This window comes from Stieleria varia, assembly GCF_038443385.1.
Taxonomy (GTDB): domain Bacteria; phylum Planctomycetota; class Planctomycetia; order Pirellulales; family Pirellulaceae; genus Stieleria; species Stieleria varia.
In genome coordinates, this window is sequence record NZ_CP151726.1 from 1,126,747 (window position 1) to 1,152,686 (window position 25,940).

Below are 25,940 nucleotides of genomic sequence, written 5' to 3' on the forward strand. Positions count from 1 at the left end.
TGAGTGTGATCTCGCTGATCAGGAGAACAGCATTCTGAGGTCGTCGCTGGAGAGGTCGCTGATGACGCTCTTTTCTTGGGAGATGATTGCGTCTGCGAGTTTGCGTTTGGAACTCTGCAACTGGACGATTTTTTCCTCCACCGTTTCTCGACAGATCATTCGATACGCCATCACGGATTTGGTTTGTCCCATGCGGTGGGCGCGGTCGATCGCTTGCGCCTCCACCGCCGGGTTCCACCAGGGGTCCAGGATGAAAACGTAATCGGCAGCGGTAAGGTTCAGCCCGCTGCCGCCGGCTTTGAGGCTGATCAGGAACAGTGAACAATTCGGGTCCGTTTGAAAACGCTCGACGTGCTGCGACCGCTTGGTCGTTTTGCCATCGAGGTATTCGTAGTCCCAGCCCCGTTCGTCCAACTCGGTGCGTACCAGCGAGAGCAGCGAAGTGAATTGCGAAAACACCAGAGCCTTGTGTCCTTCGCTGATCACTTCCTCGAGTTGTTCGACCAGTCGAAGAATCTTGGCGCCTTTGACGCCCGATTTGGGTGCGACCAATCGCGGATCGCACGCCGCCTGACGCAGACGCAGCAAGGCCTCCAGGACTTGGATCTTGCTCTTGGCCAAGCCGTCCTTTTCAATCTTCTGGGTCAATTGAGCGCGATAGTGGTCACGCAATTCGTTGTACAGTTTGCGTTGCTTGGGCTCCATGTCGCAGTGCAGTGTCTGCTCAGTTTTCTCGGGCAACTCGGTCAGCACTTGTTCTTTGGTGCGTCGCAAGATGAATGGTCGCAGAGCCTTGGAGATGTGTGTGATCCGCTGCTCGTTGTTGCCATCGGCGGCGGTGTTGGCGGTTCCGAGAGTTTGGCCGAGCATGCCAGGGTTGAGGAAGTCGAACAGGGACCAGAGGTCACCCAGGTGATTTTCAACGGGTGTGCCGGTCATCGCCAAGCGGTGCTCGCCGTTGACGACGCGGGAGGCTTTCGCGGCGAGCGATTTGGGATTCTTGATCGCTTGGGCTTCATCCAAAATCACATAGTCGAACTCCTGTTCCCGCAACAGCAGGATGTCGTTTCGCAGCGTGCCGTAGGTGGTCACGATCGCATCGTACTCGTGGAAGCGATCCCGCAATTCCTTGCGTGTCGTGCCGGTGTAGTTGGCCAGTTGCAACGTCGGCGCGAACCGGCTGGCTTCATCGATCCAGTTGAATACCAGGCTCTTGGGCACGACGATCAGTGACGGCTTGCGGGTTTCGCCCTTCGTAGTACGTCTCTTTTGGCGTTCCAACAGCATCGCCAGGACTTGGATTGTTTTGCCCAGTCCCATGTCGTCGGCCAAGCAACCGCCCAAGCGAAATTCTTGCAAGAACCGGAACCAGCCGAGTCCGAGCTGTTGGTATTCACGCAGCTCGCCTTCGAAATCCTTGGGCGCATCGGCTGGCTGGATGCCTGTAAACGAATTGAGCTTTTCACACCATGCTTTGAACTGACGGTCCAGGGAGACGTTTTCTTGTTCGGCCAGCATCGTGTCCAGCAACAGAGCCTGCGTCCGTGTGAATCGGATGGAATCATCCGTCACGGTGCCGGTTTTGTGCAGATCGGAAAACTTCGCCAACCATTCTTGCGGCAGCAGCCCGTGCGATCCGTCGTCCAACACGACGTAGCTCTCGCCTTTCTTGAGCGCAGCCAACAAATGGGGCAACATCACCGTGACACCGTCGTAATCCGCCGAAGCGTTGAGGTCGAACCAGTCCTGCCCTGAGGAGACTTGGATGTCAAAGCTCGAGGCACGACGGATCGCGTTGCCGTCGGCGATCACTTCCCAACCAAGTTCACTGAGTTGGGGGACGACGTCGGGCAGTCGGGTTCTAGGCATGTGCAGTTGCCCGAACTGGTCCATGCTGAAGTCTTCTTGTCGCAGCGGCTGCATCAACTCGCTTTCGAGCGTCAAGTCGCGAGCCAACAACTGCTTTTCAGTTTGATCCCATACGTATCGCTGTCCGGATTGAACAGGGATGGGGGCATCGCCATAGATCATCAAGATGTTTGCGGAGAGCAGTCTTTCAACCTGCTTTGTTTGTTGTCCGGAACCATTAAGTGGACCATTGCGAGGACCGGGGTTTGAGTCCTGTCCGGCATTTGATTCGGGGCTGACGAGATGCAAACGTGGGATCGGTTGGGGCGTTATGCATTGCACGTCCAGATCGGGATGCAAATCCAAGTCGACCGACGGCCATGTTGCGACCTCCGCCATCAACGTCGCAAGACTTCGTCGTGGCACATCAATGAACGGATTGGCTTGCCAGCCACGAATTGCGGCGGCCTGATCTCGCATGACAGAATGGGCACAGTCCTGGGTGATCAGGACTCCATCGTCAGTCGCGATCAGCACGTCGGCAATCGAAATGAATTCACCCTCGCGGACCAATCGCGGCTGAACGCGGATCCGCTCGGCTCCTTTCTCGGGCTGAAAGGGGACGATGGAAAGCTGCAACTGATAGGGAGCCCCCTCGTCCCAGCGAATCGGGCGAGGGTCCGATGCACTGCGACCGGTTTCCATCGACCAAGCCAGTCGCCCCGTTGCCGCGAGCGTCTTCATCGTCGGTTGCACGAGGTCATCGCGGAGGAGGAAGCATCGATTAGATGTGTAGCGTGATTGGAAATGGAATTCGCTTTCTGCTACTTTCGGCACTAATAGCGTCAACGCCGCTCGTTCCAGCGGATCGGGCATGTTGGTGATGTCGTGATCGGTCAGCCCAGCGACCGTCGGCTTGCCCCATTGGCGATCCATTTTTCGGGTGGAGCGGTAAGTGTTGATCTCCAACTTCGGAGTCGTGATTTGATCGGCGAGCGAAATGATGAACCAGTGTTGTGTGTTCTTGCGCACCGCCAAATGCAGATCGGAGATCGGCGTTTCGACTTGAGCCACTGATAGCCCTCGTGCGATCGAGGTCAGTTGCTTTTTCCACGCGGGCGTCTTGGCATTCGTTCGCTGGGTGGCCTTATTGGTCCTCAAGGGCATCGGCGTACCGATCATGATGCAATCGATATCGCAGTCTTCGATAGCCAGGCCACCGCGATTGGGAAACTGATACCCTTGGTTGGCCGCCTCTCGAAATAAAGCGTAGACGTGCTCGCACACGTAGCCATCGCAGAAAATATCGCAACTGCAATCCGCTCCCAAATCACCCTCGTCGAGATAATCGAAATCGAGGCCGACGATGAAAAACTCGCCGTCTTGCTTGACCACCCCCGTAGCGCCACGATCACCCAATCTGTCGATTCCGACACCGCCCTCTCGCAAAATTTGTTCACCGATGCGGATGGTTTCGGGATGAAAAGTGTTGGAGCAGATTCGCTGCAGTGTCGCGTCCATGACTAGACTTGTTGTGTCGGGTTGGCTGAAAGGCGGTGACGAAGGAACTGTTAATCGAAATGGATTCGCCAGAATTCCCCTCACGCTGGAATTCTAGAATTCTCATTCTGGCGAATCCCACGACGCGATGCTGGATCGTTTGTTCCTACAGCCGACCATTCTAGACTTTGCGATCGATTTTGCAGAGGCCAATCAGTCGACGCGTTGAACGGGATTGCGATTCGATTTTTGGGCGTGATTTCGTCTCGCCGGCGGGCTCGGTATAACGACATGTTGATGGACTTTTAACGAACGACACCGAGGAAAATGAGCCGGACCCCGCTTTGATGATTCGCTTTTCATTTGCCTCGCTACCGATCTGCTCATTGATTTTCGGATTCGTCCTGCTCGTTTCCGCCTTGGCCAGCTATTTGGGCGTTTGGACTGCCCCGGCAATTGCCTGGATTGCCCTATCGGCATTGTCGCTGTTGGCGGCGGGGATCGACTCGCTACGGCTGACTCGGCGTTGTAGTCGGCCGGGTCCCGGCAGCGAATCGGCCCCAGAACAGTTTGCTCGCTGGATCCAGCAACAGAGCGACGACTTGCTCGCACGCGAACGGACGATCAATGCCAAAGCCCTGGCGTTGCAGCAGTTGATGCAATTTCCTGATGCATTGGATTTGGGACGTGGAACTGCCGATGTGTTGGCTCATGAAAAGACACCGGGTCCAGGATCGATCGACCCGATGGCGCGTCATGATCGTGAATTGCTGGATTTGATCGAGTCCAAGACGCATGACGTTTTTGACAAAATCAAACGTGATCACTATCGAAAGGCAGATGGCGAAGGCAAATCGATCGACACGAATGCTATTCGCCAGGACGCCCATTCACTGGTCATGGACGTCGCCAAGATCTACCGTCCCGACCAAGAGGATCCGTTTCTGCAGACCAACATGGAATTGCTCGCTCGAGCCAGCGGGCGGGGAGCACTGCGATTGTTGGTGGCATTGGAGCGATTGCCGGGCGGCGTGGCGCAGTACGATTTTCAAACGATCTATCGGTTCGTCGGAAATGCAGTGCGTACGTACGGAGCCTACCAAAAGGCGAAACCGTATCTGGATGTCGCCTCGGGACTGTTTCTTGCCGGCCGCGTGGTTGCCAGTACCAATCCGGTGACCTTGGCCGCTTGGTGGGCAGCCAGTCGGGCGACGACTTATGGAGCCTCACGACTGGGCTTGCATGTCGTCGACCAACAAGCGGTCGGCTTGATTCGCCAATTGGTCGAGATCATCGCCATCGAAGTCGCGTCGCTGTACAGCCCGATGATTCGATACCGAGACATCCATTGGATCTACGGGGTCGAACTGGTTCATTTGGTCAGCGAATTGCAGTTGAGCGACAAAGCCAGAATGTCAGCGATGCGAGAAATCGCAGCCTTGCAATTGCCCGACGAATACGCGCGAGTTTCCCTGCTACGTCATCTCGCAGCAGGAACAACATCGCGACCTGATCGGTACCGACCTGCCGACGTGCTTTCTGCAGCGGATCGTTCTCGTGTTGCACAGTTTCTGGAGACGTTTGTGCTGACGCACGGGTTGGCCGCTGGTGGCAGCGGTGTAAGTCGTGCGGCGATCGATCAATGGCAAACCGCCGCATCACAGCGTTTGGACGTTCAGTTTCAAGCCACGGAGATCGACGCGACACCGGAGCAGCAACTGCAGTCGTGCGTTTGGTCGCTAGCCGCTTTTTTGCTAGAGCATGGCGAGCTGGAACCCGAGGCGATGCTCAATCATCTGCAAGACACCAAGACCTGGAAATCCTCCGATACGTCCGACCAGTCTCGCTGGCAAGATTCACTCCTATCCGATCCGCCGTTCATCTACCAATGGCCGGCAGTTAAACCCAAGACGCCACTCTGTAATGATTTCCTCGCCGACTTGGCAAAGTTGTCCGCACACTGCTGTTCTCCACAGTGGGAACCCATCCAAAACAATGAGTCGCCCGAATCCATCCGTGTGATGCGATCGCCTGGTGTCGATGCCGTCTCAGTCACGGCCTATCACTTGCGCGGCGATGGACGGGAATGGATGCAGGAGTACCAGCGCGAGACCGAGCGTGTTCTGGTTGCCGAAATGAAACAGAATCCAACGCCGCCCATTCCTCCGGCGACTCAGACGGCACTGCAATGTCTTTCAGGCGGAAAACCACTGCGATTTTTATACAGCGATGTGACGTTTCATTCGTCAGCCAAACATGTCATCAAAGACGCGCTGGTGACTTGCATTGACAGTGAACTGATAGTTTTCTCACATCATCAAATCGCCGGAGCAGAGGACGAGCTGATTCACGTGCATTGCCGTTGGCCGCTCGGCGAAGTCCGGGCAGAGAAAATCAGTGGCTACGTGCGATCGGACTGCCGGCTTTTCCGCTCGGGGAGCAGTGATGAAAGTGCAAAGACGGTCGTCATCACAGGCAGCATGCTTCGGTCCTACGACACTTATTTTCAAGCGCTGTTGGATTCAGTCACGCGTTGAGCGCTTTATCGCTGATGTCTTTGCGACACCATGCGCCCTGCCAACGGATCTTTTGGACTGCCTTGTAGGCTTGCAGCTTTGCGGCGCTGACGCTGCTGCCGATCGCGGTAACTCCGAGCACACGACCGCCGTTGTTGACGACCTTGCCGTCGACGAGGGTCGTCCCTGCATGGAACACCTTCACATCGGCAATGGCATCCGCTTCAGCCAGTCCGGTGATCTCACGGCCCTTCTCATAGTCGCCTGGATAGCCTTCGCTGGCCATCACGACACACAGACTGGGGCGTTCGTCCCATTCTAGCGGCGGCAGTTCGCTGAGCTTACCGTCCGCTGCGGCTTCCAAAATGTCGACCAGATCGGACTTCAAACGCATCAGCAGCGGCTGGCACTCCGGATCACCGAATCGGACGTTGAACTCCAACACTTTGGGACCGGCTGCGGTCAGCATCAGCCCTGCGTACAAAACACCTTTGAATGGTTTGCGTGCTCGCTTCATGGCGTGGACGATCGGCACCAAGACATCCGACTCGATCTTTTCATACATCGCTTCATCCACGATCGGCGTCGGACAGTAGGCTCCCATCCCTCCAGTGTTCGGGCCCAGGTCACCGTCGTAGGCAGGCTTGTGGTCTTGGGCGGCTGGCAAAGTGATGATGGTTTCGCCGTCGGTGATGGCCAGCACACTGGCTTCTTGACCAACGAGTCTTTCTTCGATGATCAATTCGTTCCCAGCGGCACCGAATTCCTTTTGTCCAGCAATACGGTCGATCGCATCCAACGCGTCGGCGCGTGTTTCGCAAACGATCACGCCCTTGCCCGCCGCCAGCCCGTCGGCCTTGACCACCACGGGCACCGGATCGCTGGGGTCCGTGTAACGATCATTGATGTACCGAGACGCGTCGGCAGCCGACCGAAAGGTTTGGTAGCTGGCGGTGGGAATGTCAGCGGTGTGCAACAGGTTTTTGCAAAACACCTTGCTCCCCTCCAATTCGGCTGCAGCTGCAGAAGGCCCGAATGCTTTCAGGCCCGCCTCGTCCAGGGCATCGACAAGACCGATGACCAAGGGCGCCTCCGGGCCCACGACCGTCAAATCGATTTGATTGTCTTTAGCGAACTGAACAATTGCTGGAACGTCGGTGGCGGAAATATCCACATTGGTCGCTTCCAACGCGGTGCCTGCGTTGCCGGGCGCTACGAACACTTGGGTGACCCGCGGAGACTGTTTGATTTTCCAGGCCAAAGCGTGTTCACGTCCGCCACTGCCAACGACCAATACTTTCATAGCACAACCTGAACCATGTTTGAGCAAGAACAACTGAGTGGGCACCTCGCGACCGGGAGCCTGAATTCGTTGCGGAGGGCCTTCGTGTCTGACGGTCCCCACCCTCCTTCTTGTCGGGAGGGCTGCATTGCCGCAGCCGCAGCGAGTCGCTGGCAATGTAAACGACAAGGCGAGAATCGGGCAGGGAACGTAGGAGTGGAAAGTAGTGCCCAAACCGGGCAAGTAAGCTCCGGCAGTCTTTCACCGAAACACCGCAGGTCGGTCGTCGATTGAATCCGAGATGGAATGGAATGTCTGTGGAATGGGACTCTCTTGCCCGCCTGACAGCGAGATGCCTGCCAACATTGACCGACTTACGTCGAGGTCCACACGCCACTGCCCGCACGCGGGAAAGCGACCCGCCCCCCCGGCGGCCAGCTGTGAGCTGTGCCGAAGTGTCCCACTTCGGCATTGACCACGACTTTGCAGCGATTTAGCGGTAGACAGAATGCCGGTAAGAGGTAAACTACCGTGATCCCACCTGGGAATCGCTTTCTGTCATCAAGAACATCCCACCCGAAGATGACGCGATTTTCGCAACTGACTTGTTAGAATAAGAAGGCAGCGGCCACGCGAGATTTCCCCACTCGTCCCCGGCCGCTGCCTTTCTTTTTTCTCGGTCACGCTTGATTTTTCAGGGATTTTGCAAAAGCTAGTGGTTGTGCGACGCGTTCCGCTGTGAGCACCGTTGCGAGGGAAACCTCCCTGTCACGCTTTCAAGTTCCCCAATACCTGCCAATCCCAAACAACTGGAGATTTCGTTTTGAAACCCACTCAAATGCTCAGTCGCATCGTTCTGTCCGCCGCGGCTGCTTTGCTGGTTCTGCCTTCTGCCAACGCTGATGAAACAGCGACGCTGAAGATGACGTTCAAATACAAAGGCGACGCACCTGCACCGAAGTTCTTGGACCCCAACAAGGACAAAGCGTTTTGCGGACTGCACAAGATTCCTGACGAGTCTTTGGTGGTCAATCAAGAAAACAACGGCATCAAGAATGTCATCGTTTATCTGAAGGCTGGTCGTCGTGATCGCAAGAATCTGCCAGACACCAAACCGGAACCCAAGACGCACATTCTGGCGAATGAGAATTGCCGCTTCGAGCCGCACGTGATCATCGCCCACGCCGGCGACACGATCAAAGTCACCAATCCAGACACCGTCGGCCACAACGCGAACTTTGCATTCTTTGCCAACAACCAACAAAACTTGACCGTGCCATCCGGCGGAGCTGTTGAAGTCAAAGTGGATGAGGCAGAGCCCGCCGCGATTCCGGTTGCCTGCAACATTCACGAGTGGATGCTGTCGCACCTGATCGTCCTGGATCACCCCTTCGCCGCAGTGAGCGATGAAAACGGAGTCTTGGAAATCAAAGGCATTCCGGCTGGCGTCGAGTTCGAGTTCCGAGCCAGTCACGACACAGGTTCATTCGACGACATCTCCGTCGGTGGAAAAGCGGAGAAGTGGGAAAACAATCGCTTCAAGATGGAACTCAAGCCCGGCATGAACGACCTGGGTGTCGTGGAACTCGATGCCGCTGACTTTCAATCCAAGTAGTCACGGGATTCAAGCCGGGCGTTGAAACGCCCAGCAGAAACGCCAGAAGAAATACCTCGTCTCTGCGACCCCAACGCAAGCCTTTCGGCCATGAGCAATCGCTCGTGGCCGATTTTTTTTTTGGAGATGTTCGTATCGGCATAGATGGTGAAAGCTCCTTCCACCGAGCTTGTCTCGGCGGAGGAAACAATTGACGGCTTCCTTCGTTGATGCTCCGAACCGGGGCAACCCCGGCGGAGCAAGGAACCAATCTTACGTAGACCGAGAATGCCACACCCCCCAACCATGACGCCGTCATGCCACGGGTTTTACGCCCTGTAATGGATGCTCGATTCGCGCAAGACCCGGCCGCTCACGCGTCGCGGCTCACGGCGTTTGGTAGCGTCATACGCTTTGCTACGGTGAGTGTATTGCCCGCAATTCACTCAATCGACAAGCTGATTGTACCGGCGATGTTCAACCCGCGTGGTGCGCCGGCGATTCGCAGGAGACCGGCAGTTGGCTGACGGGCAACGAGGCACCCGGCATGTCTGCAACGCTGCGTGGGTACTCGGCGTGGTGCTTTGCAAAATCGATCGAAGCGTCCAACGTTTCCAGGATCTTTTGCGTTTGCAAATCGAAGTGCAGAAAGCTGCCCATGATCGTGTGGGCGTACTCGAACTTCGTCGGACCCATCATCGCGGCGCGAAAGAAGTTTCGCAGGTACAACCAACGCGTCCGACGATCACCCAACATGCGACGTTGAATGGTAAAGAAGCCGCGAGTCATCCGTTTCAGTTCCCAGCGGTTGGGGATGTGCTTGTTACGGATGTTCAATCGGCTGGCGGTATCGATCACGCGGTCCATGAACGCGCGGGGCGAGTAGACTTCCGCAATGATGGTCTTGAGTTCCTGATAGATCTCGACGCGATCACGCATGGTGACGAAGTTCAATCCGCTGGCGGTTTGGTCTTTTGATTCGTTGCTGCGAAGTTCATAAGGTGCCGTCGAATCGTTGAGCCAGCGGTGCTGTGAGTCGATCAACCGCCGTTCACGTGTCAGACGCCGAGTGAGTTGTGTGTTGGGCAGGGCGCTCAGTAGCCCGACCATGGCCAGTGAAATGCCGCTTTCCTGGATGAACTGGATCATCGGCTTGTCGGTTCCCGGTTTGTCGGTATCAAAACCGATGATCAGACCGGCGGCGATGGAGATGCCATGGTCATAGATGGTTCGCACACGCTGGATGATCGGAAGAACGGTGTTGATTCGTTTCTGAGTGTGAATCAATGTTTCTTCGTCGGGTGATTCGATGCCCAAGAACACGTAGCGAAACTGAGTCTCCTGCATCAGCTCAAGTAGTTCTTTGTCGTCGGCCAAGTTGAGGCTGGCTTCGGTGGAGAACACGAACGGGTACTTGTGTTCTTCGTTCCAAGTTTTAAGTGCGACCAACAGCGGCTTGATCAATTTGCGATTGCCGATGAAGTTGTCGTCGGTGAAATCGACCCAGCCTCGATAGCCGTGATTGTACAGATGGTCCAGTTCGCCGATGAACTGCTGGACCGTCTTGACGCGTGGTCGTCGGCCGAACAATTCAATGATGTCACAGAATTCACAGTTGTAGGGACAGCCGCGTGAGGTCTGCAGGCCGACATGGAGGTAGTCGTCGAACCGGATGAGGTCAAAGCGTGGAGGTGGTGTCTTGGTTACATCGGGTTTGTGGGGCGACTCGAACTTGCCGCGAGGATTCCCCTCCCGCCAAGCTTGCAACCACATCGGGATCGTTTCTTCGCCTTCGCCCATCACCACCGCGTCGGCTGCGGTGTAGATCTGCGGTTGGCTGGTAGGATCGGGGCCGCCTACGGCGACAAATTTTTCGTCCGCGTTGGCGCGACGAACGAGTTCCAGGATGCCCGGTTGCTGAGGCAGCATTCCGCCGGTGCAAATGATCTGGGCCCAATTCCAATCGTCGTCGCTCAGTGGGCCGACATTCAAATCCGCCAGTCGAAACTCCCACGAGTTGGGCAGCAACGCGGCAACGGTCATCAGTCCCAGGGGAGGCGCGGTGGCCTTGGCACCGATCGCTCGGGCGCTTTCGACAAAATTCCAGTAGTTGGTTTGCTCAAAGCGTGGCTGGATCAACAGACAACGGATGGGCTGATCGGGCGATTCGGGCAGCATTTGCATTTCAGCTCTTCACACGGACGGAAATTCGGGCACCCTGGAGCGTCCGATCGTACTATTTTGGTGACAGATGTCTCGGTTATGTGGAATTCACTGTCAGAGGGTCAAATTTGTCCCCCCCACATCCACTTTCGTCGATCGCCTGAGCGGAAGACCAACCAGCATTAGAGGTTCGGTAGCGGTTGCCAGCCTCGCGTAGGGCGTGTTCAGTCCGTTTGCCCACCGAAATGGGGCGATTTTTACATCGCCAGCGGGCAAAATAGACTGAATGCATCCTAGGTAGGGATTCGCTCAAACACACGCAGAGATCCACATTTTTTTCACACAAAGTTGACCGACCACGGTTCGTCAACGTTTGATATTCAAAGTATGCCCCTCCCAAATTCTTCTCACGCGATCCTGGTCACCGGTGCCACCGGAATGGTGGGCGCTCGAGTCCTGGCGGAGTTTTCGCGAGCAGGAATTCCGTGCGCGGTCATCGCTCGCGACAAGGCCAGCCAATCGGCGACGCAGCGAATCGACGAGCTGATGCAGCGTTTCGAGCTGGCTTGGTCATGCGATTTGCCGCGTCCGCGGGTCTTTGTGGGCGATGTCACGCAGCCGCGTTTGGGGCTGGACTCACGGGCGATGGACTGGGTTTCGCGAAACTGTGATCAGATCTTGCACAGTGCGGCGAGCTTGAACTTCGCTCCGGCAAGTGAAAACCCAGACAACGAGCCTTTTCGAACCAACATCCTGGGCACGCAAAATGTATTGGACCTGTTTCGGGAAACGGGACTGAAGCACCTGCACCACATCTCCACGGCTTACGTGTGTGGGCTGCGAAGTGGACACGTGGCGGAATCCGAGAACGCGGTCGGTCAGTCGTTCGCCAATGATTACGAGCAGAGCAAGTCACAGGCGGAATCGATTCTGTCGACACGACTGTCTCGAGAAAGTCACACCACCTATCGTCCATCGATCGTGATCGATCCGATCGGACTGACACCCGTCTCCGGCGATCGAACGATCTACGGCGCGTACTCGATGTACAAAATGCTGGCCTCCCGGTTTGGATTGCCCGCCGACGGACAATGGTTTCGCAATCTTGGTTTCGGCGGAGACGAACGCAAGAACCTGATCGATGTGAATTGGATCGCCCAGGCCATTCGAACGATCGTGATGCATCCCGAGCACCACGGTCGAAACTACCATTTGACGGCGACCAGCGGGACTCGCATCGAGTTGTTGGACCGCACGTTTTACGAAAGCACACGACAATGGCTGGCCGGCCGCAAAGTGCAGACGCGCCCGAAGTCCATGACCGGTGCGGATTCAGCCGGCGCGGATGCAGCCAAGGCCGCCGCAGAAATCGATCAACTGGCTCAACCCTTCGTCAAAACATTCTTGCCTTATTTCCGTGACGATCCTGTGTTCGGTCGTAGCAACATCGATCACGTCATCGAGACGACTCCGCTCTCACCTCCTCCGGAAATCGGCCGCGCTGAATTGATGGCGATGGTGGAAAATTGGTCTGCGCCGACACCCAAAGCTGGCAGCAAGTTGATTTCAAAATCCGCCAGCAGCATTGCCCCGCAGAAACAATCGCCCCAACCATCTTCGCTGGATCCAGCTTCGACCTCCCCCTCACCGGCCGACGACCCCATCGTGATTTGCGGTTACGCGGTTCGCTTGCCAGGTGGCATTGACGACGCGGATGATTTTGAAGCGTTGTTGTACCGCGGTGGCAGTGCGATCGCCCGCATGCCAGATGATCGTTTGGACAGATCGTTGTACATGGATCTCAAGCGTGGTGTGCCGGGCAAGACTTACACCGAGATCGGTGGCTGCGTCGATCCGACGCCGATCGATCGCGAAGTGGAGTCAAAGATCAATCGCATCGGCGATTTTGATTTGACGCATCGTCAGTTCGCTCAAGTTGCGTATCGAGCGATGCAGTCCACCGGCGCGACCATGGCCGACATCGACTGCGAGCGCACGGGCGTTTTTGTCGGGCACAGCGGGGGCACAGAGGACGGTGGTTCGTTGGCCCTGAGCACACTTGCCCAGGCAGCCGCCGACTTGGCAAACCAGTCCACCTCGGGCACGGTCCCGGCCGGAACGGCATCGGCGGTCAGCCACGAAATCGTTCAGGCTGTACGCCAAGATCGCCCCCGTCGCGGAGCCGATCATCATCCCGAACTCAACGCTTATGCGGCCGCGTCGTTGGCCGCTCGATTGCTCGGTTTCCAAGGACGCCGCGAAGTCATCGACGCGGCATGCTCGTCCTCTTTGTTGGCGTTGCATCATGCGGCTTCGGCGATCATCGCCGGTCGCATGGATGTCGCACTGGTCGGTGGGGCGACTTACAACAACGTCGACAATTTGGCCTTGTTCTCACGCACCCACGCGTGCAGCGATCAAGGTTCGTTTCCGTTTGATCAACGCGCCAGCGGTTTGGTCAGCAGCGAAGGCTATGTGGCGATCATTCTGTCGCGACGCAGTGTTGCCGAAGCGGCGGGGATGAAGATTCACGCGACATTGGAAGGCGTCGGGATCTCATCGGATGGCAAAGGCAAGGGACTGTGGGCGCCGCGTAGCGAAGGCCAACAGCTTGCGATGCGACGCGGTGCAGGTTGCGACACGAATGCGTTCAACCATGCCCCTCCGTTAGACATCGATTATCTGGAATGCCACGCGACCAGCACCCAAGTCGGTGACGCGACCGAACTGGAAAGCCTGACGGCGTTGTTGAGCGATCATCCTCAGCAACACCAGTCCCCGTTGCCGATCGGCAGCGTCAAGAGCAATCTGGGACACTTGCTCGAAGCCGCCGGCTTGGTCGGAATGGTCAAGTGTTTGATTGCGATGCGACGCGGCGAGATCCCCGCCTCGATCAACTTCAGCCAACCGACGAAATCCTTCGACTGGTCCAAGGGCGTCGTGCGAGTGGTCGACCGCACCGAGCCGTGGCAAGTTCGCGGCGAGCATTCGACCCGTCGTGCCGCCGTCAATGCGTTTGGCATCGGTGGCCTCAACGCACACGCCGCGTTTCGCCAGTATCAACCCAACGGCAGCGTGGGCGCGTTGAAATTGGGCGGCATGCCGAAACAGACGGTCGAACCGATCGCGATCGTCGGTCGCGGTTTGGTGCTGCCCGGCGCGGCATCGGTGGGTGAGTTTGAGTCATTGTTGCAGAGCGGTCGATCCGTCTTGGGGCCTCCGCCGCCGGGTCGCTGGCCGACGTTCCAGGGTCGACCGATCGGATTGGCTTTAGACAGCGATGCAGATTTTACGATTCCCCATCATCACGGCGGATACATCCAAGATTTTCAGTTTGATGCGCAAGCGTATCGCATTCCGCCCAAGCTGGTGGCCAACGCGAACCCGGCTCAACTGATGCTGATCGACGCCGTCAGCCAAGCGATGAAAGAATTTGATGGCGGTCAATGGAACGTCGACCGGCAACGCGTCGGCGTGATCGTCGGATCGATGTTCGGCGGTCAGTTCAGCAACGAATTGCAAATCGGACTACGGCTGCCGGAGCTTTGTCAGCATTTGATCCGTGCAGCGATGCGTCGTGGCGTCGATTTGATAACGGCGCAGCAGTGGGCCGCGGCTTATCACGAGGCGGTGATGGAGCGGTACCCCGCGTTGCTGGATGAAACGGGCGGTTTCACCGCCAGCACGCTCGCGTCGCGAATCGCCCGAACATTCGATCTGATGGGCGGAGCTTGCGCGGTGGATGCCGACGAAGCTTCCGGCGGATTGGCGATTTTGACCGCCATCGAGCAACTACAATCGGGTAGCATCGACACCGTGCTCTGTGGGACCACGCAACGATCGATGGATCTGGTCGCGTTGGAGCAGTTGTATCGGAACCATCGGCTCTGTTGTTCCGTCTCACCGGAAGATCTGCCGCTGGACGGAACCAAGATCTTTCCGGCCGAAGGCGTTGCAATCATAGTGCTGCAGCGATTGAGCGACGCAAAGGCTCAAGGGCGAAAAATTTACGGCGTGATCGAAAACGCCCGCGAATCATTCACACCTGATCCCAACGTCGGTCGTGCCCGCGACGCGAGTCGAAGCCAAGAAAACGACGTCTACTCCACTCACCAATTGGTCCGTCAGATCGGACATTTGGGCGGCGGTCACGGGGTCGTGCGAACCATTGCGGCGACCATCGCGGCAAATACAGCGGGAGAATCCTCCGGATCAGCCCCAGCGTCCAGAGTCGTCTGTGTCGCCGAAACAGCTTCGGACGGCTACCAAATCGAATACCAAGTTTCCACTGCCTCGGAATCGTCCATGAGTCGCTCGCAACAAGAGCCCATCGAAATGACCGTCGACAGTACGACACAACCTGCGTCGGATAACTTGTCCTCATCACCTGCGCGAGTCTCCGTGAATTCAGTCGTGACACCCTTGTCGGTTCGTTTAGAAGTCTCTTCAGCGTCGGCGATGCAACAGGCCCTCGAAGCTTTGAGCGCGGGCGACGCCGCAATGCGAACCCCTGCGGCCCTGAACAATGGAACCGGCCGCAAAATCGGAATCGTCAGTCGATTCTCCGATCCATCGCACATTCAAGCAGCGATCGTAGCTCGTGACGAAAACGAACTTCAAGCCTCCGCTCGTGCGTTGTTGGACGGCCCGGTCTCACGCGGGGAAAGCGCCTCGCTGCAGCGACACTGCGGCTGGGTTCGTTTTCCCTCATCGATCAGCGGTCAACGCATCGCATGGCTGTTTCCCGGTCAAGGATCCCAGTACGCCGGCATCCCCGCGTCATTGACCGCCGCAGCTTCTTCGGCGAACTCCGGCCAACCCGACGAATTGCTCTCGCGGTCTCTGGCGGTTTTTGATGCGGAGCTAACCCGACTGGGGCTACAGCCGATCGCCGATCGAATCACCGATCCGCAGCGTCAGCTGGGCAAAGAAGTTTGGTGGACACAAGCCTGGTTGCTGGCCGTGGGAACGGCGTTGGCGCAATCACAACTCAGTCGCGGCCACCGGCCCGACGTCGTCATCGGTCACAGCTTCGGTGAATGCACTGCGGCGTGGTGTGCCGGTGCGATGACGACTCGTCAAGCGATCGAGTTTGCCAAGTCACGCGCCGATGCCGTGGTCATGTCGGGCGGTCCTCGCGGGCAACTGCTGTCGGTACGCGGCGGTCCATCTCAAGTCGACGCGGTGCTGCGAAGCGTCAATAGCGAGTGTGTGATCACCCATCATAACTCACCACAACAAACAGTCATCGCCGGTACGCCCGAACAAATCGCTGCGGCACAAAAAGCGTTGTCTAAAGACGGTGCCGCATCGGTCGTCATTCCGGTCCCCGCTGCCTTCCATACACCCGGGATGAAACCTGCACGAGACATGCTTGCCGCGCGACAAGCCGGCGCCTCGTTGCTGCCTCCTCGCTTTGGTTTCCTGTCCTCGATCGAAAACCGATACCTAGCCGAACCGGGCGATGTCTTGAACAATCTGATCGATCAATTGGTTCGACCGGTATGTTTCAGTTCGTCGATCGAGCGTGCGTCACACGACGGTTGCGGATTGATGGTGGAGATTGGACCCAATAATATCTTGACCCGTTTGGCATCGGCCACCGTGGGCGGCAAGTCCATCTGTTTGTCGGCGGACGATCCGAATCTCGACAATACTTGTCAGACGCAAGTGATCGAATTGGCATACGAGGCGTTCGGTGCAGCCACCATCGGTGCGTCTCAGATCACAGTGCCTAGCAATCACGCATCTGGCCATCCCTCGACGGCATCGCAAGCTGTTTCAGTTGCCCAGACGCAAACACCGGATGCCACGCAAACCACGCCGGCGAAGCGGTTTGATGTGGTCGATGTGACGCGACGCGGTCGCACCCGAACGTCAGCCGATGACCAAGACGACGTGAATCGGGATTCCGGTTCATTGCGTTCCACTTCGTCATCTGCGACAGCCGTACAACCGACCAGCCATGTCTCGTATTCGACGAACACAGCAGTGGCACAGCCTGAGGTCGCTCCTGTTGTCACCCACAGCGTTGCCACGATGGCAAGAGAGAACGTGGGGGGCGAAAACGCGGCAGCCAAGAAGTTCTTGTTCGATCTGATCGTCGACTTGACCGGGTACGAACCGGAGATCATCGATTTCGAAGCTGATTTGGAAGCCGAATTGGGCGTAGACAGCATCAAGAAAGCACAACTGATCGGCGAACTGGTGCAGTGGGCCGATTTGAGTTTGACCACGCAAGATTTGAAGTTGGCTGATTTCCAATCGCTCGCCGACATCTTGGCTTTGGCCGGTCCCGCCACCGAGTCGGTCCCCGCACCAACGTCGAGTCAAGCCGTTGTCGTCGCCAGTCCGGTGTCGGCGGAACCCGATCAGTCGGTCGATCCAGAATCCTTGCGTCGCCTGATGATCGACTTGCTCGTCGATCAAACCGGGTACGACGAAGACATTATCGATATGGAGGCGGATCTGGAATCCGAACTCGGCGTCGACAGCATCAAACGCGCACAGTTACTCGGTGAGTTAGAACAACAGTTCGAGTTGCCACCCATCCAAGGTTCCGATTTGCGTTTGTCGGATTTCCCCACGCTGGCATCGATTCATCAGTTTGTGATGGATCAAGTCGGCGGCGAAAAAAAAAAGTCTTCAGCGCTGAATGACTCCGCGGTCTCGGCTACCGAGGTCGTTGACGAGCACGTCACGCTTACCAAGCCCGTCACGCCGCGCAAGACCGTTAAGCCTGACAGCGAAATCCAGAACGCTCCGGTCAAGGTGCCCGTGTTGCCGATTCCCGCGACAGGCACGCACCGATTCACGCTGACGGTTCGCGATGCAGATCGACGTGATGGCATGCCGACAGCGCCGAAGTTTCATGGACCGGCATTGGTCATCGGTAACAACCCGATCGCCGATGCGATCATTCGGCGTTGGGCAGGTGAGCCGTATGCGATCGAGCAGATCAAGTCCGTTTCGCTAGCGGAAATCGATGGTGTGTTGGATCAGGTTTGGTCCAAGGGATTCAGTCATCATGTGTTCCTGACCACGCCGCATGATGCCATCGCACTTACCGATCCGGACGACTTTGACCACTGGCAACGTCGGCGGGAAGACGCATTGATGGTGCCGTATCGAATCTGCCAACGCTGGATGCAGCGTGCGATCGACGAAGACCGAATAAGTGAGTCTTCCTTGGTCACGTTTCTCAACGCCGGTGGGGCGTTCGGATTTGATCTGGTGCCTGATATCGTCACGGCGGGTACGCCGGAGTCTGGTGGTTTGTCCGGTTTGACCAAGGCGATGCTGATCGAGTGCTGGATGCGTGGCTATCGCGACACACCGATGCTGATCGTCGACGCGATATTGCACAACGGCGACTCGGTCGACCGTAGCGACTTGGTGGTAGATGGCGTGTGGCGTGAGCTGGCGGTTCCCTCGTATGATGAGGAAGTCGCCGTGTCGGGACCAACGCGACGAACCATTCAAGCGATCTATCAGCCGATCCCGCAAGCCGGCGAGTTGTCGCCGATCCGTCAGATCTCCACACGTTACCCTCTGACCCGTGGGGGCACTTGGGTGGTCGCCGGTGGCGGGCGTGGGATCACGGCGATGACGGCGATGGAACTGGCTCAACGCCATGACCTGACGTTGCATCTGCTGGGCATGGCACCGATCCCTGAGATCGATGCGGCCACGCGGGCACACGCCCAAGCCGACCGGGCTGATTTGCGTCGCTGCACGATGAAACGTATTCAGGCGGCTGGCGGCAATCCGGTCAAGACTTGGCGGCAACTGGAGAAGGCCATCGAGATCGATTTGACGCTCGACGAGTGTCGGCGACGAGGGATCCGGGCCACCTATCACAGTGTCGATGTTTGTGATGCCGGTGCGGTTGCTGCCGCACTCGATGAGATTCGTAAGATCGATGGACCGATTCATGGCGTGATCCAAGGTGCCGGATCGGGACAAGACGCGCGTTTCGATCGTAAACGTCCCGACAAAGTGGACCAGTGTTTGAAAGCCAAGATTGACGGTACGATCGCGCTGGCGGCGGCGACCAAGCAAGACCCGCTGGAATGGTTTGTCGGATTCGGTTCCATCAGCGGACGCTTCGGCGCCAACGGGCACACCGACTATTCCGCCGCGAACGAGATGCTGTCCAAGTTGATCGGGCAGCTTGGACGCAAGCGACCTGATACTCGCTGCGTCACCTTTCACTGGCACGCGTGGGGCGACATCGGCATGGCGACCAAGCCGGAGGCCAAACTGGCGTTGGACATGATCGGAATGGAGTTCATGCCCGCCGCGGAAGGGCTGAGCCATTTCCTCTCCGAATTGGAAAATGGCGGTGATGACTCCGAAGTCTTGATCACCGATCGACGCTACGTCCGCAAGTTCTTTCCCAACGAACCAGCCACGGGACCGAAGTGCGCACCGATGATCGCACCCCAGTCCATCACGCCGTCGCAGTCCGGAGCGAATTCCTTTGCCGTCACGCTGTCCCCCGGTGATGACTTGTTCCTCAAAGAACACCTGGTGAATTCGCGACCGACGTTGCCGATGGTGATGGCAGCAGAAATGTTGGCGGAAGCCGCCCAGGTCAGCACCTCCCTGTCGGTCATCCGACTGGAAAACCTGCGGGCAATCGCGCCACTGAAATCCAGCAGCGATGATTCCTTTGCCGTCGAACTGGTCCGAGACGATGCCTTCAACGCCAAGTCCGCCGACGGCCTGCTGCAACGTTGGTCATTGCAATGCGATCTCAGACGCAAGGACGGACGGTTGGTCCAAGCCGGACGTCCCCACTTCACCGCCGACCTGTTGCTTGCCGTGCAGCGACCTGCGGTGCCGACGGTTTCCGCCAAGGAGCGTTTGGCCGGTCTCCCGATCGCGATGAACCCCGTGCCGTATCTGCCCGCCGACGCACCGATCTATCATGGCCCGTCCCTGCAAAACCTGCGCTCGATTGGGTTCACCGATGATGCGGCCGTGGGTGTGATCGTGACACCCAGTCCATCGCATCTGGCCGGCGAATCACGACCGGTTCATTCATGGGTGATTTCACCGGCGACCGTTGATGCCATGCTCTACGCATCGGGAATGATGGCCGGACACGTTGCCGGTCGCCCCAGTTTGCCGATTTCCATCGACGCCATGGACTTGGGCAGGTTGCCCGATCCTGGTGAGCCGTTGCGAGTGGTCGTGCGTTGGCTGGAACAGTCCGAAACGGGCGCCAAGCTGCAGGTCGTTCTCTCTGGTCAGAATCATGATTTGATCGTGCGGATTCGCGGCTATCAAATCGGCTGGTTGGGTTAGCAGGATACTGACGAACAACGATCCATCCAAAGATTCCCCACCGGTCCATGTTTCATAGCGACAAGTCTCTCCCTGCTCCGTTGGATGCAAGCTGCTACAGCGGTGAGGCTGCGTATGTCAACGATGTGACGAGATTGAGGGCCCGCGGATGGCAGCTCGTTGCGACCACAGGAATGCTGGCCAAGCCAGGTGACTACTTTGCCACCGAACGTCTCGGTGTTCCCCTGGTGATTCGAAACCATGACGGACAGTACGTTGCCTTTCGCAATGTGTGCGCGCACCGTAGTTGTCGCATCGCAAAACCGGGCAAAGGTCACACCGAGCAGATCAAGTGTCCGTTTCATGGTTGGCACTACGGTGCCGATGGCCGAACACGCAAGATTCCGGCGGCGAAGAATTTCCCTCATCACGATCGTGAGTCGTACCGCCTGGCAACCTTTCGCGTCGCTCAAGTCGGTCAACTGTTGTTCGTCCACTTGGCTCATTCGCCCACCGCCGCTGAAGATTCCGAAACAGCGAACGATGTTCCCGAGCCGATGGCGCAATGGACCCAACAGTTCGCCCAGCGAACGGCAGCCCAGCACTGGCGTTTCGTCTTGCACCGCGAGCTGGAGTTCGATTGCGACTGGAAGATCCCGATCGAAGGTGCCTTGGAGAGTTATCACTTGGCGGAAGTCCACCCGGGGACATTTGGCGAAGGCCCCGACGAAGAATCGACCGAGCATCTGTTGTCAGTAAGCGGCACCAGCTTTGAAACACTGCAGCGAGATGACTCCAAGATGGCTCGCTTTGAGGAGAACGTGATCAGCATGTTGACCGGGTCATTCGATCCTCGTTATCGCCACGTTCACGTCTTTCCGAATCTGATGGCCACGCTGACGGACACCCTCAGCTTGGTCTACCAAACCTGCCCCATCGCTCCTCAACGTTGCCGAATGACGGTGTTCGGATTCACTCCTGCGGCCAGACAGTGGGGGATTTTGGGACGCGGCGTCGCTCGCTGGGTCGGTTGGGCGACGTCCTACATGGCGATGAAGGTGCTGGCGGAAGACGCGGCGATCTTTCCAGAGGTCCAAAGTGGACTCAATGCATTGGCGACGGCTGGCGGTTGTCAAACACCGAGGATACTGGGACGTTGTGAAGAACGCGTTCATGCTTTCCAATCACACTGGTCGGCTCACATTGCTCAGCAGCGATAGATCGCCAAGGATGCGATTCACTCAACCCATGCAACCGGAAATAGTTCAAACATGAGTTCAAGCGAAATCGACGGACAATGTCTCAGCGGCCGATGTGCTTTGGTGACAGGAGCCAGTCGTGGCATTGGTCGCGCCACGGCGATCGAATTGGCAAGACAGGGTGCTCACGTCGCGGTCAATTTTCTCAACTCTCAAGCGAGCGCTGTTTCGGTCGCCGAAGAGATCGATGCATTGGGCGGCCAAGTCATGCTCGTTCGCGCCGATGTGTCATCACGCGACGATACCATTGCGATGATCCAGCAAGTCACGCAGCAATTTGGTGCCCTGGACATCGTGGTCAGCAACGCAGCAGCCGGCGGTTTTCGTAGCTTGATGGATCTGACGCCGGTGAATCTGGAGGCAACCCTAAGGACGAATTCAGCCGCGGCGCTATGGCTGGCCCAAGCCGCCGCGGAGCCTTTGTCCGCCAGCAGCGGTCACGGCAAACTGGTGGCGATTAGCAGCCACGGCTCCCAGTGGGCCGTTCCGCACTATGGGGCGATCGGAGCCTCCAAGGCGGCATTGGAAAGCATGATCCGACACCTCGCACTGGAACTGGGCGAGCGAGGAATCAATTTCAACTGCGTGTTGCCCGGCATCATCGCGACCGAAGCGATCGCGACGATGCCCGGTGCCGAATCGATGGTGCAAGCGGCCAAAGATCGTATGATGGTCGGCCAACGAGATCTCACCGCACAAGATGTCGCCAAAGTCGTTGCCTTTCTCTGCAGCCCGGCAAGCGATTTGATTCAAGGGCAAACGATAGTCGTCGATGGTGGGGTCAGTATTCGTGTCTGACGGGGCGGGAACACTGCTGACGAAAGTACTGCCGACGACGGTGGTCGAGCGATACTTCGCGCGCCCATCACACCGAAATCAGATGGTGTTCACACTGGATCTGATTTGGGATCGCCTGATCGATGCAACGCGATTGCGTGATGCTTGGCAGTCCGTCGTTCAACAGAACGTGCGACTGTACAGCGTGATGTCGGGACGGGGGCACGAACAAGTTTGGACTCCGTCTGAAATCATGATGGACAAGGTGTTTTTCTTTGATGATCAATCCATCGGCGATCAACCGACAAGAGAACCGATCGCAGTTCCCTGTGTTCGTCGCGGAGTCGGTGCAACGCTGACATCGTGGCGTGTCAATGAATCTCAATCGGCGATCCGAATTCAGTTTCATCACGCGAGTTGTGACGGGTTGGGTGCGGGGCGTATCGTCGCCGATCTGATTCGCAGAATGAGGGACGTCGAGCCTCGCTCGGCCGCTGACGTTGACGGTGGGGCTGCAGCGATGGCCGCATCGACGGGGGATTCGTCCTCTGACATTTCGCACGGAGACGACGAGCAGCCAACTGCCGCCTTTGTGATGCCTGACTGGCGAAACACGTATGCCACCATTCGCGGTTCCAACCTGCGACTAAGCCGACATGGACGGCCCGTCGAGTCGGATCGTGACTTGACCGAAAAGACGAACATCATCAAACGTGACGATGTGACCTTTGAACTCTGGTTTGACTTGGAATTTTCCAACGATCTGCGACGGATGCTCAAACGTAACCGATTGCCTCTCAATGACTTGGCCGTCGCAGCGACGGTCCAAGCGATGGCGGACGTGACGTCGACCGCCGCGTCGCCCCGTCGCTATGTCATGGTCATGAACCCCGTTCAGAATCGAACCTGGGCTCAGCGACGCTGCACGGCCAACCATGTCGGTTTCGCCTACATTCGTCGGCGGCACCAAGATTATGACGGTTTCTTGGATTTGGTGCAGTCCGTGCATTCGCAAATGGACGACATCCGCAGGTACGGCACCGCCAACGAACTCGCCTGGGGCATGGAAAAGATGGAACGCCTGCCCGGTGGTCTGTGGGGGATTGAAAAACTGGGCTGGTTCATACCGACCGCCAGCGTGACTTGTCTATCAAGTTTTCGTCTGATCAAGAATTTCGGGTTTGATTCGGCCGCCGGTCGCGACAGGCGGGCGGCACACGATTTGCGGACATCCGAATTCACGAAAATGGAATCCGACGTATCGGATTCGCGTCCGGCGGCAAGTCAAATGCAACTCAGTGCGGTCCGCGGCAGCCCTCCGCTGCAGGCCGGCGGAGAGCTTGCCCTGGCCGTCATGGACCTGGGCGGGGCAATCAGCGTTTCCTTTCGTGGTGCGACCAACAAATCCGGTTCAAACCGGCCACTTTTGCCAGACAATGTCATGATCGCGATTTGCCGCCGTTGGGCAAATGCGGCTTTGAGCTACCATGACGGCTTCTAACAGTCCCATAAAAAGATCAAGGCGATGGAACAGAATTTACTCAAAGTCGGCACCTTCCTGCTCGGTCTCGCATTGGTCGGCATGCTGGGGTACCGCTACCTCAAGAATGCGGAGTTTCAATTCAGCCCCGCTGCCTCGAACACCACCACCAATGTTGAATTGACTGCCGTGGATGACGGTGAGTTGGGTGACTCGTTCGCCAAAGCCGGCGCCGGGGGCACATCGGTATCGCCGGATGTCGAGACCCCCGAAGTAGAAGACGAAGGCCCGATGCTACGTGTCGGCGTGATCGGGGCAACGCCCGCGCGGGACGAAGTCACTCTGTTGCGTGAAGTTCCCTACGCCGAGCGTTTGGTCAAGCAGTTGTACAACGAGTCACGTGGCCGCGCGTGCCGCATGCTGGTCCCCGGCGCAACCGTCGAGCCACCGATCTCGCGAGTGCCCGCGCGTCGTGCCGGTACGTTGGGACGGACCAGTGTCTTGACCATCGGCTTGGAATTGGATCCCCGAGCACGCGCTAAGCTGCCCGCGGTCACGCGTGGACAAGTCGAACAGTATTTCAATAAACACCGCTTGGCGATTCAGCCGGTGATTTATCACGATGACGAAGGTCGTCCTTACTTCGGGACCGATTGCCAAGCCGCTTTCTTTGACATCGCCGAACCCACCGTCACGGTTCCCGCAGAACCGATGATCGAGTCGGCCGTCGCACGATTCCGCGCTCTCGGTGTCGTGGCCAATGGCGATATCGCAAAATCAAGCGATGCATTCTTTCTGGGCCGAACTCTGGCCATGGCCTTTGTGTTTGAACGCAGCGATCTGTCGACTGAGAGCAGCGGAACATCGGCCAAGAAATCAACCGAGTTGCTGTTTCTGCATTTGCCCGAGCAAGCCACGCTGAGCGATCTGCAAATCGAAGCGTACATCACCAGTGATGACCGAACGACGTTGCATCGTTTGGACATCGGCGATGATCGATTGGGCGCTCCCGCACCGACCATCTCCGCCGACATCCGGTTCGACAAGATGGTCTTGCTGGGCATGTACCCCTCCAGCCCCGTCGTCACCGACATGCGTTACCGCACGATGGGCGTTCTCTCGATGGCGACGATCCAGCAGCTGTGTGAACCGTCCGAGGACGGCGACATCATGAGCCTGAGCGAAGTCCTCGACCAATTCGGCAAACTCGCCGGCCGCAGCTAAACCGTTTAGGATCGCGGGCTTCCAACATCAGTGTTGCGTTGTGTCTGTGAGCCGATGGCGCTAGCCCGGATTATTCATCAGCCGGCACGCGATAGCGTCCGGTTCCCGTGTACGTGCGGAAGAACCGGACGCTATCGCGTGGCGGCTGATATGCGCAGACTGCTTTCGTGCCATTCCGCGCAAGCCGTTTCACGTAAACGTGTTGCGATGACCGTTTTGAGTCGCGTGAATAATCCGGGCTAGCCACGGGGCTCGATGGGTTTCGTCAACACCATTAGGACCGCGGCTAGCGCTGGACTGCTCCAAGTTTGGGGTTGGCATTGTTTTTTCAGTCCAAGTTTTTGTTCCATGCATCGCAATCAAAGTGAGCCTCAGGCGCTAGCCGTGGGCCGGCACCACAATCCGCCTCAGGCCCACGGCTAGCGCCTGAGGCTCACGCAATCAGCAGTCTCCTGCGCCGGGAGAGGTGACAGAAACTTGCGTAGCGCCACAATGCCACAACCCCAAATTTGAACAACCCAGCATTACGCTAAACCGGTCCACGCTTTCCCGCTCCGTCACCCGCCATTTTCTCCACTTGACTCAAGCCGAGTGCATTACTACAGTAATGCACTATGAGTATTTCATCGGGTGATTTCAACGTTTCGCCGTCTTCTGGTGTGCCGATCTTTCGGCAGATCATCGATCAAGTCGTAGCGATGATCGCCTCCGGGGCTCTCGTCGGTGGCGACATGTTGCCCAGCACGCGTGAGATGGCTCGCTCTCTGGAGGTCAACATGATGACCGTCTCCAAGGCTTATTCACGGCTGGAGTCCGACGGCATCGCGCAGCGGGTTCGTGGCCGAGGGATGCAGATTTGTGCGTCAACCAGTAAGGGCTCACTTGGCGAGCGGAAAACGGAGTTCTCCTCTCATTTGGAGCCAGCGATTCATCGGGGGCGTCAGTTGGGGCTGACCGACGCGCAGATTCTTTCCATTGTCAAAACCATGCTCGGGGATCAGTGACT

The 25,940-nt window shown here is 57.5% G+C and carries 11 protein-coding genes; 8 read left to right on the forward strand and 3 right to left on the reverse strand.

Annotation, left to right across the window (positions count from 1 at the left end; all coding sequences use genetic code 11):
• Positions 1 to 18: 18 nt before the first annotated feature.
• Positions 19 to 3,369: a DEAD/DEAH box helicase gene (locus tag Pla52nx_RS03930; RefSeq protein ID WP_146518375.1), complete on the reverse strand. Its 3,351-nt coding sequence runs from the start codon at positions 3,367 to 3,369 to the stop codon at positions 19 to 21.
• Positions 3,370 to 3,695: 326 nt separating this feature from the next.
• Here Pla52nx_RS03930 and Pla52nx_RS03935 point away from each other — a divergent pair, with 326 nt between their 5' ends.
• Entirely contained in the window at positions 3,696 to 5,885 is a 2,190-nt protein-coding gene (locus Pla52nx_RS03935) for a hypothetical protein (RefSeq protein WP_146518376.1), read from the forward strand.
• On the opposite strand, the gene purD is transcribed toward Pla52nx_RS03935, so the two are convergent.
• On the reverse strand, positions 5,875 to 7,167 hold the full coding sequence (gene purD, locus Pla52nx_RS03940; protein WP_146518377.1) for a phosphoribosylamine--glycine ligase: 1,293 nt from the start codon (positions 7,165 to 7,167) through the stop codon (positions 5,875 to 5,877). The two genes, Pla52nx_RS03935 and purD, sit on opposite strands and share 11 nt — an antisense overlap.
• An 802-nt stretch (positions 7,168 to 7,969) precedes the next feature.
• Between purD and Pla52nx_RS03945 the strand changes: the two genes are divergently transcribed.
• A complete protein-coding gene (locus tag Pla52nx_RS03945; RefSeq protein ID WP_231741705.1) occupies positions 7,970 to 8,761 on the forward strand; it encodes a methylamine utilization protein in 792 nt (263 codons plus the stop codon).
• A 456-nt stretch (positions 8,762 to 9,217) separates the two neighbouring features.
• On the opposite strand, the gene Pla52nx_RS03950 is transcribed toward Pla52nx_RS03945, so the two are convergent.
• Positions 9,218 to 10,924 carry a DUF4070 domain-containing protein gene (locus tag Pla52nx_RS03950; protein WP_197454273.1) on the reverse strand — a complete coding sequence of 569 codons (1,707 nt, stop codon included), beginning with the start codon at positions 10,922 to 10,924 and terminating at the stop codon, positions 9,218 to 9,220.
• A gap of 366 nt (positions 10,925 to 11,290) precedes the next feature.
• Here Pla52nx_RS03950 and Pla52nx_RS03955 point away from each other — a divergent pair, with 366 nt between their 5' ends.
• The 6 genes from Pla52nx_RS03955 to Pla52nx_RS03980 all read left to right on the forward strand — a co-directional run bounded on the left by Pla52nx_RS03955 (position 11,291) and on the right by Pla52nx_RS03980 (position 25,938).
• Positions 11,291 to 20,215, forward strand: coding sequence for a type I polyketide synthase (locus Pla52nx_RS03955; protein WP_146518378.1), 8,925 nt, complete (start codon positions 11,291 to 11,293; stop codon positions 20,213 to 20,215).
• A gap of 47 nt (positions 20,216 to 20,262) precedes the next feature.
• Positions 20,263 to 21,414, forward strand: a complete 1,152-nt coding sequence (locus Pla52nx_RS03960) for an aromatic ring-hydroxylating oxygenase subunit alpha (RefSeq protein ID WP_146518379.1) — start codon at positions 20,263 to 20,265, stop codon at positions 21,412 to 21,414.
• Between the two features lie 51 nt (positions 21,415 to 21,465).
• A complete protein-coding gene (locus Pla52nx_RS03965) occupies positions 21,466 to 22,251 on the forward strand; it encodes an SDR family oxidoreductase (protein ID WP_146518380.1) in 786 nt (261 codons plus the stop codon).
• Positions 22,226 to 23,731 carry a hypothetical protein gene (locus tag Pla52nx_RS03970; protein WP_146518381.1) on the forward strand — a complete coding sequence of 502 codons (1,506 nt, stop codon included), beginning with the start codon at positions 22,226 to 22,228 and terminating at the stop codon, positions 23,729 to 23,731. The genes Pla52nx_RS03965 and Pla52nx_RS03970 overlap by 26 nt, the downstream gene beginning before the upstream one ends.
• Positions 23,732 to 23,755: 24 nt before the next feature.
• The gene (locus Pla52nx_RS03975) at positions 23,756 to 24,934 is read left to right on the forward strand and encodes a hypothetical protein (RefSeq protein ID WP_146518382.1); all 1,179 of its coding nucleotides are present in this window, start codon (positions 23,756 to 23,758) and stop codon (positions 24,932 to 24,934) included.
• A gap of 614 nt (positions 24,935 to 25,548) precedes the next feature.
• A complete protein-coding gene (locus Pla52nx_RS03980; protein WP_146518383.1) occupies positions 25,549 to 25,938 on the forward strand; it encodes a GntR family transcriptional regulator in 390 nt (129 codons plus the stop codon).
• Positions 25,939 to 25,940 lie beyond the last annotated feature (2 nt).

What these genes read in the sequence shown, in the direction of transcription:
- Pla52nx_RS03930 (WP_146518375.1), bottom strand. Translation starts at nt 3,369, where the DNA reads ATGGACGCGACACTGCAGCGAATCTGCTCCAACACTTTTCATCCCGAA.
- Pla52nx_RS03935 (WP_146518376.1), top strand. Translation starts at nt 3,696, where the DNA reads ATGATTCGCTTTTCATTTGCCTCGCTACCGATCTGCTCATTGATTTTC.
- purD (WP_146518377.1), bottom strand. Translation starts at nt 7,167, where the DNA reads ATGAAAGTATTGGTCGTTGGCAGTGGCGGACGTGAACACGCTTTGGCC.
- Pla52nx_RS03950 (WP_197454273.1), bottom strand. Translation starts at nt 10,924, where the DNA reads ATGCAAATGCTGCCCGAATCGCCCGATCAGCCCATCCGTTGTCTGTTG.
- Pla52nx_RS03955 (WP_146518378.1), top strand. Translation starts at nt 11,291, where the DNA reads ATGCCCCTCCCAAATTCTTCTCACGCGATCCTGGTCACCGGTGCCACC.
- Pla52nx_RS03960 (WP_146518379.1), top strand. Translation starts at nt 20,263, where the DNA reads ATGTTTCATAGCGACAAGTCTCTCCCTGCTCCGTTGGATGCAAGCTGC.
- Pla52nx_RS03965 (WP_146518380.1), top strand. Translation starts at nt 21,466, where the DNA reads ATGAGTTCAAGCGAAATCGACGGACAATGTCTCAGCGGCCGATGTGCT.
- Pla52nx_RS03970 (WP_146518381.1), top strand. Translation starts at nt 22,226, where the DNA reads ATGGTGGGGTCAGTATTCGTGTCTGACGGGGCGGGAACACTGCTGACG.
- Pla52nx_RS03975 (WP_146518382.1), top strand. Translation starts at nt 23,756, where the DNA reads ATGGAACAGAATTTACTCAAAGTCGGCACCTTCCTGCTCGGTCTCGCA.
- Pla52nx_RS03980 (WP_146518383.1), top strand. Translation starts at nt 25,549, where the DNA reads ATGAGTATTTCATCGGGTGATTTCAACGTTTCGCCGTCTTCTGGTGTG.